Origin of the sequence: Streptomyces sp. NPDC060035, assembly GCF_042736635.1 — a bacterium.
In the GTDB taxonomy this organism is placed as follows: Bacteria; Actinomycetota; Actinomycetes; order Streptomycetales; family Streptomycetaceae; genus Streptomyces.
Genome location: NZ_JBHWVO010000001.1, coordinates 72,788 through 89,754, shown reverse-complemented (window position 1 = coordinate 89,754; position 16,967 = coordinate 72,788). Strand labels below are relative to the sequence as shown.

Below are 16,967 nucleotides of genomic sequence, written 5' to 3'. Positions count from 1 at the left end.
TTTTTCTTATTTTTTTTACAAAAATCATATTTTTTCTGTCTTGCGCGGGGGGGCGCCCGAACAGGGCGCCCGCCGACGGAGACCCCAGCACAGCAGAGGACCAACTGCACGAAGGGGAAGCCATGACAGCGACGACCGACGGAAGCACCGGGGCCGCGAACCTCCGCGCAGCCTCGGCCAGCGAACCGACCGAAACAACCACCGCCGCGGACGACGCTCTCGCCGCCGCGCGGCGGGCCGCGGAACGCTCGGTGGAGCACCTCCTCGGCAGGCAGGACGAGCAGGGCTGGTGGAAGGGGGACCTCGCCACCAACGTCACGATGGACGCCGAGGACCTGCTGCTCCGTCAGTTCCTGGGGATCCAGGACCCGGCCACGGTGCAGGCGGCAGCCCGCTTCATCCGCGGCGAACAGCTCGGCGACGGTACCTGGGCCACGTTCCACGGCGGACCCAGCGACCTCTCGGCCACCATCGAGGGGTATGTCGCACTCAGGCTCGCCGGAGACCGGCCCGACGACCCGCACATGATCCGGGCGGCACGCTTCGTCCGGGACCAGGGCGGAATCGCGGCAGCCCGGGTCTTCACCCGGATCTGGCTGGCTCTCTTCGGCTGGTGGAAGTGGGACGACCTTCCGGAGCTCCCGCCCGAGCTGATGTTCTTCCCGAAGTGGGTCCCGCTCAACATCTACGATTTCGGCTGCTGGGCCCGCCAGACCATCGTCCCGCTCACCATCGTCTCCGCGAAGCGTCCGGTACGTCCGGCCCCGTTCGCCCTCGACGAGCTGCACACCGACCCGGCGCGTCCGAACCGGCCGGGCCGCATGGCGTCGGTGGCCAGTTGGGACGGTGTCTTCCAACGGCTCGACAAGGCGCTGCACGCCTACCACAAGGTCGCCCCGCGCGGACTGCGCCGCATCGCCATGAACGCCGCGGCCCGCTGGATCATCGAGCGCCAGGAGAACGACGGCTGCTGGGGCGGCATCCAGCCGCCCGCCGTGTACTCCGTCATCGCCCTGCATCTGCTGGGCTACGACCTCGATCACCCGGTGATGAGGGCCGGGCTGGCCTCGCTCGACCGGTTCACCGTGTGGCGCGAGGACGGCGCCCGCATGATCGAGGCCTGCCAGTCCCCGGTCTGGGACACCTGTCTCGCCACCATCGCGCTCGCCGACGCCGGGTTGCCTCCCGACCACCCGGCGCTCGTGAAGGCCGCCGACTGGATGCTCGGCGAGGAGATCGTACGACCCGGCGACTGGTCCGTACGCAAACCCGAACTCGCCCCGGGTGGATGGGCGTTCGAGTTCCACAACGACAACTACCCCGACATCGACGACACCGCCGAGGTCGTTCTGGCGCTACGCCGTGTCCGCCACCCGGACCCCGCCAGGCTCGAGGGCGCCATCGAGCGCGGGGTGCGCTGGAGCCTCGGCATGCAGTCCCGCAACGGAGCCTGGGGCGCCTTCGACGCGGACAACACAAGCCCCTTCCCGAACCGGCTGCCGTTCTGCGACTTCGGTGAGGTCATCGACCCGCCGTCCGCCGATGTCACCGGACACGTGGTGGAGATGCTCGCCATCGAGGGCCGCTCCGACCATCCCCGTACCCGCCGCGGTATCGAGTGGCTGCTCGCCGAACAGGAGGCGAGCGGGGCGTGGTTCGGCCGGTGGGGCGTCAACTACATCTACGGGACCGGGTCCGTGGTGCCCGCGCTCGTCGCCGCCGGGCTGCCGGCCGCCCATCCATCGGTCCGCCGGTCCGTCGGGTGGCTGGAGTCCGTCCAGAACGACGACGGCGGCTGGGGCGAGGATCTGCGCTCCTACCAGGAGGAGAAGTGGATCGGCCACGGTGCGTCCACCGCCTCCCAGACGGCCTGGGCGCTCCTCGCACTCCTCGCCGCCGGGGAGCGCGACGGCAGGGCCGTGGAGCGCGGCATCACCTGGCTGGCCGAGACCCAGCAGGCGGACGGCTCGTGGGACGAGCCGTACTTCACCGGGACCGGTTTCCCCTGGGACTTCTCCATCAACTACCACCTCTACCGGCAGGTCTTCCCCCTCACCGCACTCGGGCGGTACGTGTACGGAGACCCGTTCGTGAACGGCACCACCCGTAGCACCGATACCGGTAAGGAGGCCTGATGGGTGATGCCCAGGGGCCGCCCGCCACGGTCACGCCGTTGCTGATCGCCTGCGCACTGGGCATCGAGCACCTCGCCCTGCGCAGCGGCCGGGCCGGCGGTGGTGCCGGCCCGGTGACCGTCATCAGGACCGGAATGGGCCCCAGGGCCGCCGAGAGCGCCGTCATGCGTGCGCTGGGCCGGGACGGAGCCGGAAGCGCCGCGGTCATCGCCTCCGGCTTCTGTGCCGGCCTGGCGCCCGGCATGCACCCCGGGGACCTCGTGGTGGCCGAGGAGACCAGGGACTCCGGTGGCGCGACGCCCTGCACGGGCACCGGTCTGCTGATCGATGCGCTGGCCAGGGCGGTGCCGGGACGCAAGGTCCACACCGGCCCGCTGACCGGCTCCGGCCATGTCGTCCGGGGACCGGAGCGCGCCGCCCTGCGGGCGACCGGCGCCCTCGCGGTGGACATGGAATCCGCCGCCACACTCCGCACCGCTGTACGGAACGGGCCACGCCCGGTTGCGGCCGTACGGGTGGTCGTGGACGCTCCAGAGCATGAGCTCGTCCGCATTGGCACAGTGCGCGGTGGAATATCAGCTTTCCGCGTTCTTCGTGCTGTCCTGCCGGCTTTCCACGAATGGCACCGATCTTTGCTGCTCCCCAGGAGGTGAGCCCAGATGGCCATGCCGCTCCGTCAGTCCATCAAGGTTGCGACGTATCTCATCGAACAGAAGATCCGCAAGCGGGACAAATTTCCGCTGATTGTCGAGCTGGAGCCCTTGTTCGCCTGCAATCTGGCATGCGAGGGCTGTGGCAAGATCCAGCACCCGGCCGGGGTGCTCAAGCAGCGGATGCCCGTCGCCCAGGCGGTCGGGGCGGTGCTCGAATCAGGTGCCCCGATGGTGTCCATCGCCGGTGGCGAGCCGCTGATGCACCCTCAGATCGACGAGATCGTGCGTCAGTTGGTGGCGAAGAAGAAGTACGTCTTCCTCTGCACCAACGCCATGCTGATGCGTAAGAAGCTCGAGAAGTTCACGCCGTCGCCGTACTTCGCCTTCGCCGTGCACATCGACGGACTGCGAGAGCGGCACGACGAGTCGGTCGCCAAGGAAGGCGTGTTCGACGAGGCGGTGGCGGCGATGAAGGAAGCCAAGCGGCGCGGATTCCGGGTCACCACCAACTCCACCTTCTTCAACACCGACACCCCTCAGACCGTCATCGAGGTCCTCAACTACCTCAATGACGAACTGAAGGTCGACGAGATGATGATCTCGCCCGCCTACGCCTATGAGAAGGCGCCCGACCAGGAGCACTTTCTGGGCGTCGAACAGACCCGCGAGCTCTTCAAGAAGTCCTTCGCGGGTGGCAACCGGAGCCGCTGGAGGCTGAACCACTCGCCGCTCTTCCTGGACTTCCTGGAGGGCAAGGCGGACTTCCCGTGCACGGCCTGGGCCATTCCCAACTACTCGCTCTTCGGATGGCAGCGGCCCTGCTATCTGATGAGCGACGGGTATGTGCCGACGTACCGGGAACTCATCGAGGACACCGACTGGGACAAGTACGGCCGGGGCAAGGACCCGCGATGCGCCAACTGCATGGCGCACTGCGGCTACGAACCCACCGCCGTTCTCGCCACGATGGGGTCGCTGAAGGAATCCCTGCGTGCGATGCGGGAGACCGTCGGCGGGAACCGATGACGTCATGACCGCTGGAGGGCCAGTCGAACTGGGTCTCCCCGAGCTGCCGGCCCGGCCGCTCGCGGTGCGCCGCCTTCGCGGCGCATCCGGGCCGGGCCGGTGGTGATCGCGGATATTCATCTCCAGCCCACGTACGTGTTCGCGGCGTTCGATGCCGGGTGTGCGGGACCGGAGGGGCATGGAGGTTCCGCTGCGGCTCGCGGTGACGTGTAGTGAACAGTCCCGGCGAGGCGCGTGAGGCAGGAGTTCCCTCAGGGGCTCCGGCCGTGACAGTGAGCCGAAACAGGACCAGAGAGGGGGCCGAGCACGACGATGCTGGAATCCATCAAGGGGCCGCAGGATCTCAAGGACCTGGGCGGACCGGAGCTCGACGAACTCGCCGCTGACATCAGGACGTTCCTGGTAGGGGCCGTCACGAGAACGGGCGGCCATCTGGGGCCCAACCTGGGGGTGGTCGAGCTCTCCATCGCCCTGCACCGGGCCTTCGACTCACCTGTCGACCGCATCCTGTGGGACACCGGGCACCAGAGTTACGTGCACAAGCTCCTGACCGGGCGTCAGGACTTCTCCGCGCTGCGGAGCAAGGGCGGCCTGTCCGGCTACCCCTCCCGAGAGGAGTCCGCGCACGATGTCATCGAGAACTCCCACGCCTCCACCGTGCTTGGCTGGGCCGACGGGCTCGCCAAGGCCAACGAGGTGCTGGGCCGCCCCCACCATGTCGTAGCGGTCGTCGGCGACGGGGCGCTCACGGGCGGCATGGCCTGGGAGGCGCTCAACAACATCGCCGCCGCCAGGAACCGCCCGCTGATCATCGTGGTGAACGACAACGAACGCTCGTACGCCCCGACCATCGGCGGCCTCGCCGACCACCTCGCCACTCTCCGTACCACCGACGGGTACGAGCGTTTCCTGGCCTGGGGCAAGAGCGTGCTCCAGCAGACGCCGGTCATCGGACAGCCGCTGTACGGGTCGCTGCACGGCGCGAAGAAGGGGTTCAAGGACACCTTCGCCCCGCAGGGCATGTTCGAGGACCTGGGACTCAAGTACGTCGGCCCGGTCGACGGACACGACACCGCGGCGGTCGAGTCCGCCCTGAACCGGGCGAAGCGCTTCCACGGTCCGGTGCTGGTCCACTGCATCACCGAGAAGGGCCGCGGCTACCCGCCCGCGCTGGCCGATGACGCCGACCGCTTCCACACGGTCGGTGCGATGGACCCGCTGACCTGCGAGCCGCTCGTGGTGCCGGCGGCGCCTTCCTGGACCTCGGTGTTCGGTGACGAGATCGCGCAGATCGGAGCCGAACGTCCGGATGTGGTCGCCATCACTGCGGCGATGCTGCACCCCGTCGGGCTGGCCCGCTTCGCCGAGGAGTTCCCCGACCGGGTCTGGGACGTCGGGATCGCCGAGCAGCACGCGGCCGTTTCCGCGGCGGGACTGGCCACCGGTGGCCTGCACCCGGTTGTCGCCGTCTACGCCACCTTCCTCAACAGGGCCTTCGACCAGGTGCTGATGGATGTCGCCCTGCACCGGTGCGGGGTGACCTTCGTGCTCGACCGGGCGGGTGTGACCGGCGTCGACGGGCCCTCGCACAACGGCATGTGGGACATGTCCCTGCTGCAGGTCGTTCCCGGCCTGCGGATCGCGGCCCCGCGCGATGCCGACCGGCTGCGCGAGGAACTGCGCGAGGCCGTCGACGTGGATGACGCGCCGACCGTGATCCGGTTCCCGAAGGAGTCGGTGGGGGAGCCGGTCGGGGCCGTCGGCCGGATCGGCGGTATGGACGTCCTGCACCGGGCCGAGGACCCCGACGTACTGGTGGTGGCGGTCGGTGCGCTGGCCCAGGTCTGTCTGCAGACCGCCGATCTGCTCGCCGGAGCCGGAATCCGCTGCACGGTCGTTGATCCGCGCTGGGTCAAACCGGTCGACGAACAGTTGCCCGCACTCGCCGGGCAGCACCGGTTGGTCGCCGTGGTCGAGGACAACAGCCGGACGGGCGGCGTCGGTTCGGCCGTCGGGCAGGCACTGCGGGATGCGGGGACCGACGTACCGCTGCGGACGTTCGGCATCCCGGAGCAGTTCCTCGCCCACGCCAAGCGCGGTGAGGTGCTGGCCGATATCGGGCTCACCCCCGTGGAGATCGCAGGGCGGATCGGTGCGGCGCTGGCCGGCCGGAAGCCAGGGGCCGGGCATGTGATGCCGAGGGAGGACAGGGCATGAAGGACGACGGGCCCAAGGGCTTCGATCTGGCGCAGCTCCTCGCGGAACGCGGCGCCGAACGCTACGAGCTGCATACCAGGTATCTCAACCATCAGCTGCCGCGCATGCTCCGCACCATCGGTTTCGACAAGGTCTACGAGCGGGCCGAAGGCGCGTACTTCTGGGACGCGGAGGGCAACGACTACCTCGACATGCTCGCCGGTTTCGGGGTGATGGGGCTCGGCAGGCACCATCCCGTCGTACGCAAGGCCCTGCACGACGTTCTGGATGCCTCGCTCGCCGACCTCACCCGGTTCGACTGCCAGCCACTGCCCGGTCTGCTGGCCGAGAGACTCCTGGCGCACAGCCCTCATCTGGACCGGGTGTTCTTCGGCAACAGCGGGACCGAGGCGGTCGAGACCGCGCTGAAATTCGCTCGGTACGCCACCGGTAGGCCCCGGATCCTCTACTGCACCCACGCCTTTCACGGCCTGACGACCGGTTCGCTCTCGGTCAACGGTGAGGAGGGGTTCCGGGAGGGCTTCGCGCCGCTGCTTCCCGATACGGCGATCGCCCTCGGCGATCTGGATGCCCTGCGCCGCGAGCTCAAGCGTGGGGACGTGGCCGGCCTGGTGGTGGAGCCGATCCAGGGCAAGGGGGTGCACGCCTCGCCGCCGGGATTCCTGCGGTCCGCGCAGGAACTGCTGCACCGGCACAAGGCGGTGCTCATTGCCGACGAGGTGCAGACCGGTCTGGGCAGGACCGGCGACTTCTACGCGTACCAGCACGAGGAGGGCGTCGAACCCGATCTCGTCTGCGTGGCCAAGGCGCTCTCCGGCGGCTACGTCCCGGTCGGTGCGACGCTCGGCAAGGACTGGATCTTCAAACGCGTCTACTCCTCCATGGACCGGGTGCTCGTGCACTCGGCGAGCTTCGGCTCCAATGCCCAGGCCATGGCGGCGGGCCTCGCGGTCCTCGCGGTCATGGAGGACGAGGAGACCGTCGCGCATGCCCGCCGCACGGGTGATCTGCTGCGTGAGCGGCTCGCCGCGCTCGTCGGCCGCTATGAGCTGCTCCACGAGGTGCGCGGACGCGGGCTGATGATCGGAATCGAGTTCGGCCGGCCGTCGTCACTGAAACTCCGCAGCCGCTGGACCATGCTGCAGGCGGCCCGGAAGGGTCTCTTCGCTCAGATGGTGGTCGTGCCCCTGCTGCAGAAGCACCGGATTCTGACGCAGGTCTCCGGCGACCATCTGGAAGTGATCAAGCTGATTCCGCCGCTGGTCATCGGCGAGCCCGAGGTGGACCGCTTTGTGGCCGCCTTCACGGCCGTCATGGACGACGCGCACAGCGGGGGCGGGCTGATGTGGGACTTCGGCAGGACGCTCGTGAAGCAGGCCGTCGCCAACCGCTGAGAAGCAGTTTGCCTCGGAGGCAAGAAATTTGCCTCCGAGGAAAGGTCCTGGCTCAATGGAACCATGAATCCTCCTGACGGAGGGGTGGCCGACGAGCTGCCCGGAATGGCGTCGCGGCTGCGCGACCTGCGCCGCAATCGGGGTCTCACCCTGGAGACCGCCGCTCGGCGGGCTGATCTCTCGCCGGCCCACCTCTCCCGGCTCGAGACGGGCGCCAGGCAGCCTTCGCTGCCCATGCTCCTCGGGCTCGCCCGCATCTACGGTACGACGGTTTCCGAGCTCCTCGGCGAGATGCCTCCCGAACGTGACGCGATCATCCGCGGCGGCCCGTTCGCCGGCGCTTCAGGTGGCACGCCGGGCGCGGCCTCGGGGGGCGCTTCGGGCGCCGTCCTGGGGGGCACCCCGAGGGGCGCTTCGGGGGGCACCTCGGGGGGCGCCGAGGCCGACGGCTGGATGTACCAGCAGGCCGGTGGCTCCGGCCGGGCGATGCAGGCACTGCGTGTCCGGGTTCCCTACGGGGTCCAGGGTGATCTCGTGCGCGTCCATCCGGGCGAGGAGTGGCTGTACGTCCTGGACGGGCGGCTGCGGCTGAGCCTGGGGGAGACCGTGCACGACCTCGGTCCGGGGGACGGCGCGCACTTCGACTCGCTCACCCCGCACCGGATCGCGGCACCCGACCGTGGGGGAGCCGAGCTGCTCTTCGTCCACACCCTGCTGCAGAGCCCCTCGGCGGAGCTGTGCCTGGGCGGCGGGACGCACCTCCGCTGACCCCGCACGCCCCGCTTATCCCTGCCGCACACCGGCTACCTCGGCCCGAGCGGTCGAAAGAGAGGACTGTCATGTCCGATTCGGAGCACTACGACCCGCTCACTCCGCGTCTGCAGAAGAACCAGGACACGCAGGAGCGGAAGATGCCCCGTGGCGTGGTCATCCGGCTCTTCGCCTACCTGGTGGCCGGCCACGTCGTCGCGGCCTTCCTCTTTCTTCTGTTCACCGTGGCGGGCAAGGGCTGACCGCCTGCGCTACGCCTCCTCGACGAGGCGCTCGCGCAGTCGCTCGCGGGTTTCGGGTGCGAGCTTCAGCCCCTCGCTGAGATAGCGGTCCGTACCGCCCCAGGTCTCCTCGATCGCGGTGAAGGCGGCTGCGAGGTACTCGGAATGCGCGCCGAAGAGCGGGTTGAGGAGCTCCATCACCTCGTCCGACATCCCCGCCGACGACGTGTCGCTGCGCCGCACCTTGTAGCGGCGATGTGCGTCGTTGGACTTGAGGTAGTCGGCCTCGACGGCCTCCTTCTCCACGCCGACGGCCAGCAGCGAGACCGCGATCGACAGGCCCGCCCGGTCCTTGCCCGCCGCGCAGTGCATCAGCGCCGGCACGCTGTCCTCGGCCAGCGCGTGCAGCACCCTGCTGTGCTCCGCGGTGCGGTCCGTGATGATCGACCGGTACGACGCGATCATGCGGACCGTCCCCTTGCCGTCGGCGAGGATCGATCGCAACTGCTGGATATTGCCGTCGCGTACCAGTCGCCAGAACTCGGCGCCGTCGGCCGGGTCGGAGAGCGGAATGCTGACATTCCGGACCCCGGGCAGTTCCACGTCGCGGCCGTCGAGCTTGTGGTCGGCGGCGTTGCGGAAGTCGAAGACCGTGTGCAGGCCGAGGCCGGCCAGGAACGCGGTGTCCGCCTCGGTGGCGTGCGCCAGATGACCGCTGCGGTAGAGGCGCCCGTACCGCACCCTGCCGCCGTCCGTGGTCGGGAGACCGCCCACGTCGCGGAAGTTGCGGACACCGGTCAGCTCGGCGTCTGTCGACGGAACCTCTGGCAGCTGCTGCGTCACAAGGACTCCTGGAGTGTCTGGCGCCGGCGCCGCTCGCCGACGGGGGCACGCCCGCGACGATACGACATGGATTCATCAGGCAATCGTCTCGGCCTCCGATGCTTTCCGGTCGGGGTGCCTGCGGGGTGGCGGGCATGACATGTCCGTATTGGTGCATTTAGCGGAACATGCCCCGCTTGCACCGGAGATGGGAGGCGGCAGGTGAGCGGGATCATATCCGTGACGGTGTGTGGCGAAACTGCCGAGAGGTAATCCATACGCCGCGCGGAAAGCCAAGATCCGTAATCCACGGAGTGTGACCGGAATTCGGAACCGGAATTGAAGCGCTCATTCCGGAACGCAATCGATGGCTTGTTCCCGGCGTCCCGACTCGCTTACGGTCACCGCAATCCGGACGGAACGCCTAATCCTGCCGCCGCCCGGAATCCGCACCGACTCACGTGTGGCAGGAGCGGGGGAACCAGGTAAGCCGCCGACCGGAGGGATCCGGAACGGCTCGGGGTTAAGTCGCGTCCAGCGCGGCCGGGCATCTCCAGTCCGAACCCGACAGCTCACCTCGCAGGCGCCGGAGAGGAATTCCCCATGCCCGCAAAGGGTAAGCACCGTCGTACGAAGGCCAACCCGATCGCCCGCGGCGTCCTCGCCGCAGGGACCGGCGGCGCCGTCCTCGCCCTGCCGCTGCTCGGCGCCACCGGTGCCCACGCCGCGGAGCAGTCCGCGCCTGCCGCCAAGCCCGCGGCCGCCGCTGCGGCGCACAACGCGCCGGCCGCCTCCGTGGCCAAGAAGCAGAGCGCCCCCAAGACCTACTCCGTGGTCTCCGGCGACTATCTCGCGAAGATCGCAGCCGACCAGAAGGTCAAGGGCGGCTGGGAGAAGCTGTACAAGGACAACCGAGAGGTCGTCGGCGGCAACCCGAGCCTGATCTTCCCGGGTATGAAGCTGACCCTCGGGGTCAAGGCAACCGGCTCCGCCACGGAGTCCGCCCCCTCCAAGGCTGCCCCCTCGAAGGCGGAGCCGGCCCCGAAGGCCTCCGCTCCGGCCGAGAAGACGTCGACGGCCGCCAACACCGCTGACTCCACCGGCGCTTCGGAGAGCAACAGCTCCGGCTACACCACTCCGGTGGCCAACGCCAGTGTCTCCACCCAGTACCGCGTCGCCGGCTCCAGCTGGTCCAGCGGCTACCACACCGGCTCCGACTTCCAGGCCGCCTCCGGCACCAGCGTCCGGTCGATCGGTCCGGGCACCGTGGTCTCCGCGGGCTCGAGCGGTGCGTACGGCAACGAGATCGTCATCAAGCACGACGACGGCATGTACTCCCAGTACGCCCACCTGTCGTCGCTCGGCGTCTCGGCAGGCCAGACCGTCACCGGCGGCCAGCAGATCGGCCTCTCCGGCTCCACCGGCAACTCCACCGGCCCGCACCTCCACTTCGAGGTCCGCACCGGCCCGAGCTACGGCTCGGACGTCGACCCGATCGCCTACCTGCGCTCGCACGGCGTCTCCATCTGACGCAGTCGGACGGCTCGGTAGTCAGCTCGAGAGGGGCGGTGCGCGGCGGCGCACCGCCCCTCTGCTTATTCCGGCTTTACCAAAACCTGACCGGGTGGTCTTTCTCACCACCCGTCAACCCCTTATTACGGTCGCGTAAGTCACATTCGAAGGTGCAGGATGTGCGCTTGTGGCAGACGATTCGAGAAACAGACAACGAGGCACCATCGGGTCGTACGCAGCGATTGGCGACAGCTTCACCGAGGGAGTCGGAGACCCCGGCCCCGACGGGACGCTCCTCGGCTGGGCGGACCGGTTCGCGGTCATCCTGGCGGACCAGCTCCTTGTCCCCGATGCAGCGGCCGGCCCCGCGGACGACCCGCACGGGAACTTCCGGTACGCCAATCTCGCCGTACGCGGACGCCTCCTCGACCAGATAGTCGAGGAACAGGTCCCCCGCGCCAAGGAGCTTGCACCGGATCTGGTGAGCTTCTGCGCGGGCGGCAACGACATCATCCGGCCCGGCACCGACCCGGACGACGTGGCCGAACGTTTCGAGCGCGCGGTCGCCGACCTGACCCGGTCGGTCGGCACCGTCATGATCACCACCGGCTTCGACACCCGTGGTGTTCCCGTGCTCCGGCACCTTCGGGGCAAGATCGCCACATACACCGCCCACGTACGGTCCATCGCCGACCGCTACGACTGTCCGGTCCTGGACCTGTGGTCGCTCCGCTCCGTGCAGGACAGGCGTGCCTGGGACAACGACCGGCTGCACCTTTCGGCAGAGGGACACACCCGGGTCGCGCTCCGTGCCGCCCAGGTCCTCGGCCTCGATGTGCCGGCCGACCCCGACCAGGTGTGGCCTCCGCAGGCACAGCGAGGTGCGCTCGAGGTGCGCCGCGACGACATCCAGTGGGCCCGCGAGTATCTCGTCCCGTGGATCGGGCGACGCCTGCGCGGTGAATCCTCCGGCGACCACGTCGAGGCCAAACGCCCCGACCTGCTCCCGCTCTGAGTACCTCCGGGTGCACTGGTCACGCGCGTTTCTGACGCTCGTGACCAGTGCATTCAGCGAGTGATGGCGGGGAGGGAGCGCCGGGGCGGGGCTGTTCCACCGAGTGTGTCCGTGGCGGGTAACCGTACCGGGCCGAGCGCGCGCCGGGAGCTGCCGTCGTAGGGGTCAGGCCGTCAGGACGTCATGATCGATGCCGAGTTCACGGGCGAGCGCCTCCTCGGTCCACCGCAGCATGGTGGTCCGGGAGAGCGGACCCGCGTACGACGTCATCTGGACGGCCAGCCCGTCCAGGAGAGCGGTCAGCCGCCAGGCCACGGACATCGGATCGTCGCAGTCGAACTCACCGGCTGCGGCGCCCTCTTCGATGACCTCGGCCAGCTCCGCCTTCCACTGCTGGTCGAGATCTCCGGCCACCTCGCGCAGTGCCTGATCGCGCAGGGAGGACGCCCAGCCCTCGATCCACAGTCGCCAGCCCTTGGCCTGACCGGTCGGCGCGTACCAGCGAACGGCGGCCCGCAGGCGCCGGACCGCGGTCGTGCGGCGTGACAGCAGCCTGCGCAGATGGGCGAGATCCGCCTCCGCGGCGTAGGCGAACGCGGCCGCCACCAGTTTCTCCTTGGACGAGAAGTGGTACAGCACGAGTGCGTTGCTCACTCCGAGGACGGACGCCACATCGGCGATCCGCACCGCGGACACACCCCGGACCTCGATCTGTTCCACGGCAGCGCGCAGGAGGTCCTCACGTCGCTCCGCCACACTCAGCCGCACTCTTGCCACACGGCCACCCTAACCAACGCCGTGATCACGACGGGCGGAGGACGGGCCCGTACGGACCCGTCCCCTTTCCTCGATCCGGCCGCGGTGCGGTCAGCAGGCGCCGGCCAGCACCAGATGTCGGCGCAGCCCGAGGTGTACGCGTCGGTCAGCGTCTTCGTCAGGGACGCACCCCACCGGTCCGTCACCGTCGTCCTGAGGTCGACCTTGGCGGTACCGGCAGCCGGCACGGTGACGCTCCACCGGCCGTCCGCTCCGCGGAATGTCGTGGCCTGCTTCCAGTCGGTTCCGTCCGTGGCGTACCAGCAGGCCGCTTCCCATCTGGTCCGTCTCCTTCTCACCTCGTGAACTCGTCTGTTCCAACGGGGTGTTGAGGTGGGAGTGACAGGACCATGACTGAGCGGCAGCGGCCGGAGCCGGCGGGAAGCTGCCATGGCGTCAAAACGCCGTGGCCTCCGGCGGCGGGCCCGAAGAGGGCGCGCCTCACACCCTTACTGCGCGTACCAGCCGAACCGCTCCGCCATCACCGGCAGCCGGTCCGCGACGATTGCGTGGGCCGCCTCCCGCGGAGTGCAGCCGTCGGTCTCGGCGCGGGCCAGCATCCGGTCGATCAGGGCGCGCATCGAGCGGCGGGTGTGTCCGAACGCCTCCTCCGCGTCGGCCCCGATGTCGCCGAACAGGGTCCACCACCACCAGGCGTTCGTACCGGAGTTGACGACCACATCGGGCAGGACCGTGATCCCGCGCGCGGCCAGCAGTACCTCCGCCTCCGGCAGTACCGGCATGTTCGCTGCCTCGACAACCCAACGGGCGCGGATCCAGGCCTGGTTCACGTCATCGACTGCGTAGGAGACGGCCGCCGGGACCAGTACCTCCGCGTCGGTGGTCAGCCAGGCGTCGGCAGGCAGCTCATGGTCCCCGTCCCGTAGGGCGCTCCGGTCCACCGTCCCGTACGCGTCCCGGGAGGCCAGCAGGGCTTCCACGTCCAGGCCGGCCGGATTGGCGATCGTGCCCTTGATGTCGGCGACCGCCACGACCCTGAGCCCGGCCCGGGAGAGGAAGCGCGCTGTCGCGCCGCCCATGGTGCCGAGCCCCTGCACGGACACCCGGGCATCGCGGTACGCGATGCCCGCCCGGTCCAGTGCGGCGAGCGCGGACTCCGCCACTCCGCATCCGCCCACCAGCTCGTCCAGCCCGATCCCGTCCACCGTGACGGCGAACGCGTCCGCCAGCCGCCTGCGGGCAGCTGTCTCGTCGTCGAGCAGCGGGAAGACCGCCTGGACCGACGAGACGAGCCCTGCCTCGGCCGCGGCCCGGTCGACGAGGTCCTGGGTGAGCCCGAGATCCTCGCCGGTCGTCCAGACGCTCTCGATATAGGGGCGCACCGCCCGCAGGTATCGGACCAGCACGCCGTACGCCTCGGGTTCGCGCGGATCGCAGTCGATGCCCCCCTTGGCGCCGCCCAGCGGGATGTAGCGCGCCTGTCCGTCGTCGGCATCGAAGTGCAGCGCTTCCTTCATGGTCATGCCACGGGCGAGGCCCGCCACTTCGTCGAGGGTGCAGCCCTCCCGCATCCGCAGACCGCCACTGGAGACTCCGCGCACCAGCCGGTCGACGACCAGGTACCCCTTGCGGCCCGTGACGTGGTCCGTCCAGGTCAGGGAGATGAGCGGGGCGGGGGAAGGGGGTGTCATCCGGCGGCTCCTCGATCGGTCGTACTGAATGGCTGGTCAGTATCGAGAGCTGGTGGCGCCCCTGTCAAAAGGAATCCGTGCCGCCGACGAGCTCAGTGGCCGACAGCCTCCGCGCCGACGGGCTACGTGGCCGACCCGGTTCCCTGTCGACGGGCTCAGTGGTCGAACAGGCTCCGTGCCGCCGGGACCGGGTGGCCGTCCGGCCGGTTCCGTGCCGTCGATCTCGGTGGCCCACCGGCCGCGGCACCTCGCAAGGGTCCTTGGACCCCTGGGTCGTCAGGCCGAGCGCGGAATTCGTGCGCACGGGTGTTCTCCACGGAGATCATGGTCGTCAGCTCGACGGGGCCGTCTCGCCCGCTGCCTTGGGGGCACGGTCGTGACCTCGGTGTCCTCCACGACCTCCGCTGCGCGGAGGACCTGCGTGTGGTGAGCGGTGGCCCGCAAGGGGACGAAGACCCTCGTGCACGCCGGATGTGACATCGCAGGCACGGAATGCGGAATCCTGGGGCGCGCAGGGACGTTGGAGTCTGCATGACGGACATCGAACCCGGGCACGCAGCGCTGCTCCGACTCGTCGGCGAGCACGACGGCGGGGTGCTGGTCACCCTCAAGCAGGACGGCAGGCCCCAGCTGTCCAACGTGAACCACGCCTATTACCCCGACGAGGGCGTGATCCGGGTCTCCATCACCGAGGGCCGGGCCAAGACCCGCAATCTCCGCCGGGACCCGCGCGCGAGCTACCACGTGACCAGTGACGACCGATGGGCGTGGACCGTCGTCGACGCCACCGCCGAGCTGACCCCGTGCGCCGCGGATCCTCACGACGCGACCGTGGAGCAGCTGATCACGCTCTACCGTGATGTCCGGGGCGAGCACCCGGACTGGGACGACTACCGACAGGCGATGGTCCGGGACCGCAGGGTTGTCCTGACGCTACGGATCGAGCATGTCTACGGGCAGCCGCGCGCCTGACGCGACGCTCTCCGGCGGCGGTGCCGTCGGAGTTGCTCCGTTCACCGCCCTTTTCTTGCCCTGTCGTACCCCCCGTCCATAATGGGACGACACCGACTCCTCAGGAGATGTTGTGACCGGCGCCGACAACCAGCCTTCCCTCCGAACGAGACTCCGCTCGCTGCGGCCCGACGCCTTCGGAGCGGATCCGGCCGGAGCCCGGATGGAGCGCATCACACGCTCGCCCAATTTCGCCGACGGAGTCTTCCGGAACCCCGAGGGGGCACGGACCAGGCCGTCAGGTTCCATGCTCGAATTCGCCAAGGTCTATTTCCGCAGGGAGGAGCGTGCCCGCAGGTCGCCGAACGGCACCGTGCCCGTCCACGCGACCACGCTCGCCGATCTGGCCGAGCCGCCGGCCACGGGACTGCGGCTGACCTGGATGGGTCACTCCAGTGTGCTCGCCGAGATCGACGGGCGTCGGGTGCTCTTCGACCCGGTCTGGGGCGAGCGCTGTTCACCGTTCGCCTTCGCCGGGCCGAAGCGGCTGCACCCCGTGCCCCTCCCGCTCGCTGCGCTCGGGCCCGTCGATGTCGTCGTGATCTCGCACGACCACTACGACCACCTCGACCTGCCCACGATCCGGACCCTGGCGGGGACGGACACGGTCTTCGCGGTGCCCCTCGGCGTCGGCGCGCATCTGGAGCGCTGGGGTGTGCCCCTCGACCGGATCCACGAGCTCGACTGGAACGAGACCGTACGGATCGCCGGCATCAGTCTGACCGCCACACCCGCGCGTCACTTCTGCGGGCGCGGGCTGCGCAACCAGCAGCACACTCTCTGGGCGTCCTGGGCCGTCGCGGGGCCGGAGCACCGGATCTACCACAGCGGTGACACCGGCTATTTCTCCGGTTTCCGGGACATCGGTACCGAGCACGGACCGTTCGACGCGACGATGATCCAGCTCGGTGCCTACTCGGAGTACTGGCCGGACATCCACATGACACCCGCCGAGGCCGTGCAGGCACATCTGGACCTGCAGGGCGGCCGGCCGCTCGGGGCCTTGCTGCCGATCCACTGGGCCACCTTCAACCTCGCCCCGCACCCGTGGGCCGAGCCGGCGGAGTGGACGAAGGACGTCGCCGAGGAAGTGGGGCAGGCGGTGGCGTTCCCGCAGCCCGGAGAGCCTTTCGAGCCGGCGGGGAAGGTCCCCGCCGATCGCTGGTGGCGGTCGGTGTCCCAGCCTGCTGCGCGCCCGTGGCGTGTCTCTGTGGGGGCGGACGGCGCACCGGCGCCCCAGGACGAGCTCGATCTGGCGGGCGAGCGCTGATCTCGGGCATCGCGTCCCACGAAGCCGACGGTTCGATGATGCCGGGCGGCTTCTCCGTCGGCCCGAACACTCCGACGATCTTGAGATCGTCGTCGCTGCGGTAGTGGTCAGGCGTCATCGGGCGGCACCGGAACGCATCCCGTCCGAGCCGTGGTGGGCGCAGGTCCTGACCGGGCTGCGAGGCGAAGTCGGAAGTCCGCGCCGGAATGACAAGCTGGAATTGTGAGAAAGCGAGAGTTCGGGCCGTCCCGACTCTCGCTTCTTTCGTGTGTCCATTCGGGTGTCGATCGTCCCGCCGAAGATGGCCCCAGGTGTATTCGGCTGCCCGTGCGAGACGTCATACCAGAGCGGGACGCCTGGCGGGCAAGTTCGACAACTGCACGCCGGGCATGGGCGTTTGACGACTACCGTGTGTTGCCGGTGATCAACGGTGGGCTCATATCGGTCGAGCC

Annotated in this window: 15 protein-coding genes and 1 riboswitch; of the genes, 12 read left to right on the top strand and 3 right to left on the bottom strand. The window is 69.3% G+C overall.

Annotated elements, in window-relative coordinates; all coding sequences use genetic code 11:
- Positions 1 to 122 precede the first annotated feature (122 nt).
- The 7 genes from shc to ACFWBQ_RS00395 all read left to right on the top strand — a co-directional run bounded on the left by shc (position 123) and on the right by ACFWBQ_RS00395 (position 8,438).
- On the top strand, positions 123 to 2,135 hold the full coding sequence (gene shc / locus ACFWBQ_RS00425) for a squalene--hopene cyclase (RefSeq protein WP_385482279.1): 2,013 nt from the start codon (positions 123 to 125) through the stop codon (positions 2,133 to 2,135).
- Complete coding sequence (locus tag ACFWBQ_RS00420; protein WP_385482276.1) at positions 2,135 to 2,788, top strand: 1-hydroxy-2-methyl-2-butenyl 4-diphosphate reductase; 654 nt, start codon at positions 2,135 to 2,137, stop codon at positions 2,786 to 2,788. Before shc ends, ACFWBQ_RS00420 begins: the two co-directional genes overlap by 1 nt.
- Before the next feature lie 6 nt (positions 2,789 to 2,794).
- Positions 2,795 to 3,814, top strand: a complete 1,020-nt coding sequence (hpnH, locus tag ACFWBQ_RS00415) for an adenosyl-hopene transferase HpnH (RefSeq protein WP_385482273.1) — start codon at positions 2,795 to 2,797, stop codon at positions 3,812 to 3,814.
- Positions 3,815 to 4,126: 312 nt separating this feature from the next.
- Positions 4,127 to 6,031, top strand: a complete 1,905-nt coding sequence (dxs, locus tag ACFWBQ_RS00410) for a 1-deoxy-D-xylulose-5-phosphate synthase (RefSeq protein ID WP_385482270.1) — start codon at positions 4,127 to 4,129, stop codon at positions 6,029 to 6,031.
- The gene (locus ACFWBQ_RS00405) at positions 6,028 to 7,425 is read left to right on the top strand and encodes an aspartate aminotransferase family protein (RefSeq protein WP_385482267.1); all 1,398 of its coding nucleotides are present in this window, start codon (positions 6,028 to 6,030) and stop codon (positions 7,423 to 7,425) included. Before dxs ends, ACFWBQ_RS00405 begins: the two co-directional genes overlap by 4 nt.
- 63 nt (positions 7,426 to 7,488) lie before the next feature.
- Positions 7,489 to 8,193: a helix-turn-helix domain-containing protein gene (locus tag ACFWBQ_RS00400; RefSeq protein WP_385482265.1), complete on the top strand. Its 705-nt coding sequence runs from the start codon at positions 7,489 to 7,491 to the stop codon at positions 8,191 to 8,193.
- A 71-nt stretch (positions 8,194 to 8,264) separates the two neighbouring features.
- Complete coding sequence (locus ACFWBQ_RS00395) at positions 8,265 to 8,438, top strand: DUF6126 family protein (protein ID WP_385482263.1); 174 nt, start codon at positions 8,265 to 8,267, stop codon at positions 8,436 to 8,438.
- A 9-nt stretch (positions 8,439 to 8,447) separates the two neighbouring features.
- Here the strand turns inward: ACFWBQ_RS00395 and ACFWBQ_RS00390 are convergent, their stop codons facing one another.
- A complete protein-coding gene (locus tag ACFWBQ_RS00390) occupies positions 8,448 to 9,260 on the bottom strand; it encodes a tyrosine-protein phosphatase (RefSeq protein ID WP_385482260.1) in 813 nt (270 codons plus the stop codon).
- A gap of 419 nt (positions 9,261 to 9,679) precedes the next feature.
- Positions 9,680 to 9,838: riboswitch (cyclic di-AMP (ydaO/yuaA leader) on the top strand.
- Between the two features lie 4 nt (positions 9,839 to 9,842).
- Here ACFWBQ_RS00390 and ACFWBQ_RS00385 point away from each other — a divergent pair.
- Together ACFWBQ_RS00385 and ACFWBQ_RS00380 are read left to right on the top strand one after the other, a co-directional pair.
- Positions 9,843 to 10,769, top strand: coding sequence for a peptidoglycan DD-metalloendopeptidase family protein (locus ACFWBQ_RS00385; RefSeq protein ID WP_385482257.1), 927 nt, complete (start codon positions 9,843 to 9,845; stop codon positions 10,767 to 10,769).
- A 169-nt stretch (positions 10,770 to 10,938) separates the two neighbouring features.
- Complete coding sequence (locus ACFWBQ_RS00380) at positions 10,939 to 11,766, top strand: SGNH/GDSL hydrolase family protein (protein ID WP_385482255.1); 828 nt, start codon at positions 10,939 to 10,941, stop codon at positions 11,764 to 11,766.
- Between the two features lie 165 nt (positions 11,767 to 11,931).
- On the opposite strand, the gene ACFWBQ_RS00375 is transcribed toward ACFWBQ_RS00380, so the two are convergent.
- Complete coding sequence (locus ACFWBQ_RS00375) at positions 11,932 to 12,543, bottom strand: TetR/AcrR family transcriptional regulator (RefSeq protein ID WP_385482253.1); 612 nt, start codon at positions 12,541 to 12,543, stop codon at positions 11,932 to 11,934.
- 21 nt (positions 12,544 to 12,564) lie between these two features.
- Between ACFWBQ_RS00375 and ACFWBQ_RS00370 the strand changes: the two genes are divergently transcribed.
- A complete protein-coding gene (locus ACFWBQ_RS00370) occupies positions 12,565 to 12,888 on the top strand; it encodes a hypothetical protein (protein ID WP_385482250.1) in 324 nt (107 codons plus the stop codon).
- Between the two features lie 143 nt (positions 12,889 to 13,031).
- On the opposite strand, the gene ACFWBQ_RS00365 is transcribed toward ACFWBQ_RS00370, so the two are convergent.
- A complete protein-coding gene (locus ACFWBQ_RS00365; RefSeq protein WP_385482247.1) occupies positions 13,032 to 14,234 on the bottom strand; it encodes a Glu/Leu/Phe/Val dehydrogenase dimerization domain-containing protein in 1,203 nt (400 codons plus the stop codon).
- Positions 14,235 to 14,765: 531 nt separating this feature from the next.
- On the opposite strand from ACFWBQ_RS00365, the gene ACFWBQ_RS00360 reads away from it, so the two are divergent.
- Complete coding sequence (locus ACFWBQ_RS00360) at positions 14,766 to 15,206, top strand: PPOX class F420-dependent oxidoreductase (RefSeq protein WP_385482243.1); 441 nt, start codon at positions 14,766 to 14,768, stop codon at positions 15,204 to 15,206.
- Positions 15,207 to 15,318: 112 nt separating this feature from the next.
- The gene (locus tag ACFWBQ_RS00355; RefSeq protein WP_385482240.1) at positions 15,319 to 16,515 is read left to right on the top strand and encodes an MBL fold metallo-hydrolase; all 1,197 of its coding nucleotides are present in this window, start codon (positions 15,319 to 15,321) and stop codon (positions 16,513 to 16,515) included.
- Positions 16,516 to 16,967: the final 452 nt, after the last annotated feature.

Bases quoted from the DNA above. Each gene is read 5' to 3' on its own strand.
- hpnH (WP_385482273.1), top strand. From the start codon at position 2,795: ATGGCCATGCCGCTCCGTCAGTCCATCAAGGTTGCGACGTATCTCATC.
- dxs (WP_385482270.1), top strand. From the start codon at position 4,127: ATGCTGGAATCCATCAAGGGGCCGCAGGATCTCAAGGACCTGGGCGGA.
- ACFWBQ_RS00365 (WP_385482247.1), bottom strand. From the start codon at position 14,234: ATGACACCCCCTTCCCCCGCCCCGCTCATCTCCCTGACCTGGACGGAC.
- ACFWBQ_RS00385 (WP_385482257.1), top strand. From the start codon at position 9,843: ATGCCCGCAAAGGGTAAGCACCGTCGTACGAAGGCCAACCCGATCGCC.
- ACFWBQ_RS00360 (WP_385482243.1), top strand. From the start codon at position 14,766: ATGACGGACATCGAACCCGGGCACGCAGCGCTGCTCCGACTCGTCGGC.
- ACFWBQ_RS00400 (WP_385482265.1), top strand. From the start codon at position 7,489: ATGAATCCTCCTGACGGAGGGGTGGCCGACGAGCTGCCCGGAATGGCG.
- ACFWBQ_RS00395 (WP_385482263.1), top strand. From the start codon at position 8,265: ATGTCCGATTCGGAGCACTACGACCCGCTCACTCCGCGTCTGCAGAAG.
- ACFWBQ_RS00420 (WP_385482276.1), top strand. From the start codon at position 2,135: ATGGGTGATGCCCAGGGGCCGCCCGCCACGGTCACGCCGTTGCTGATC.
- shc (WP_385482279.1), top strand. From the start codon at position 123: ATGACAGCGACGACCGACGGAAGCACCGGGGCCGCGAACCTCCGCGCA.
- ACFWBQ_RS00405 (WP_385482267.1), top strand. From the start codon at position 6,028: ATGAAGGACGACGGGCCCAAGGGCTTCGATCTGGCGCAGCTCCTCGCG.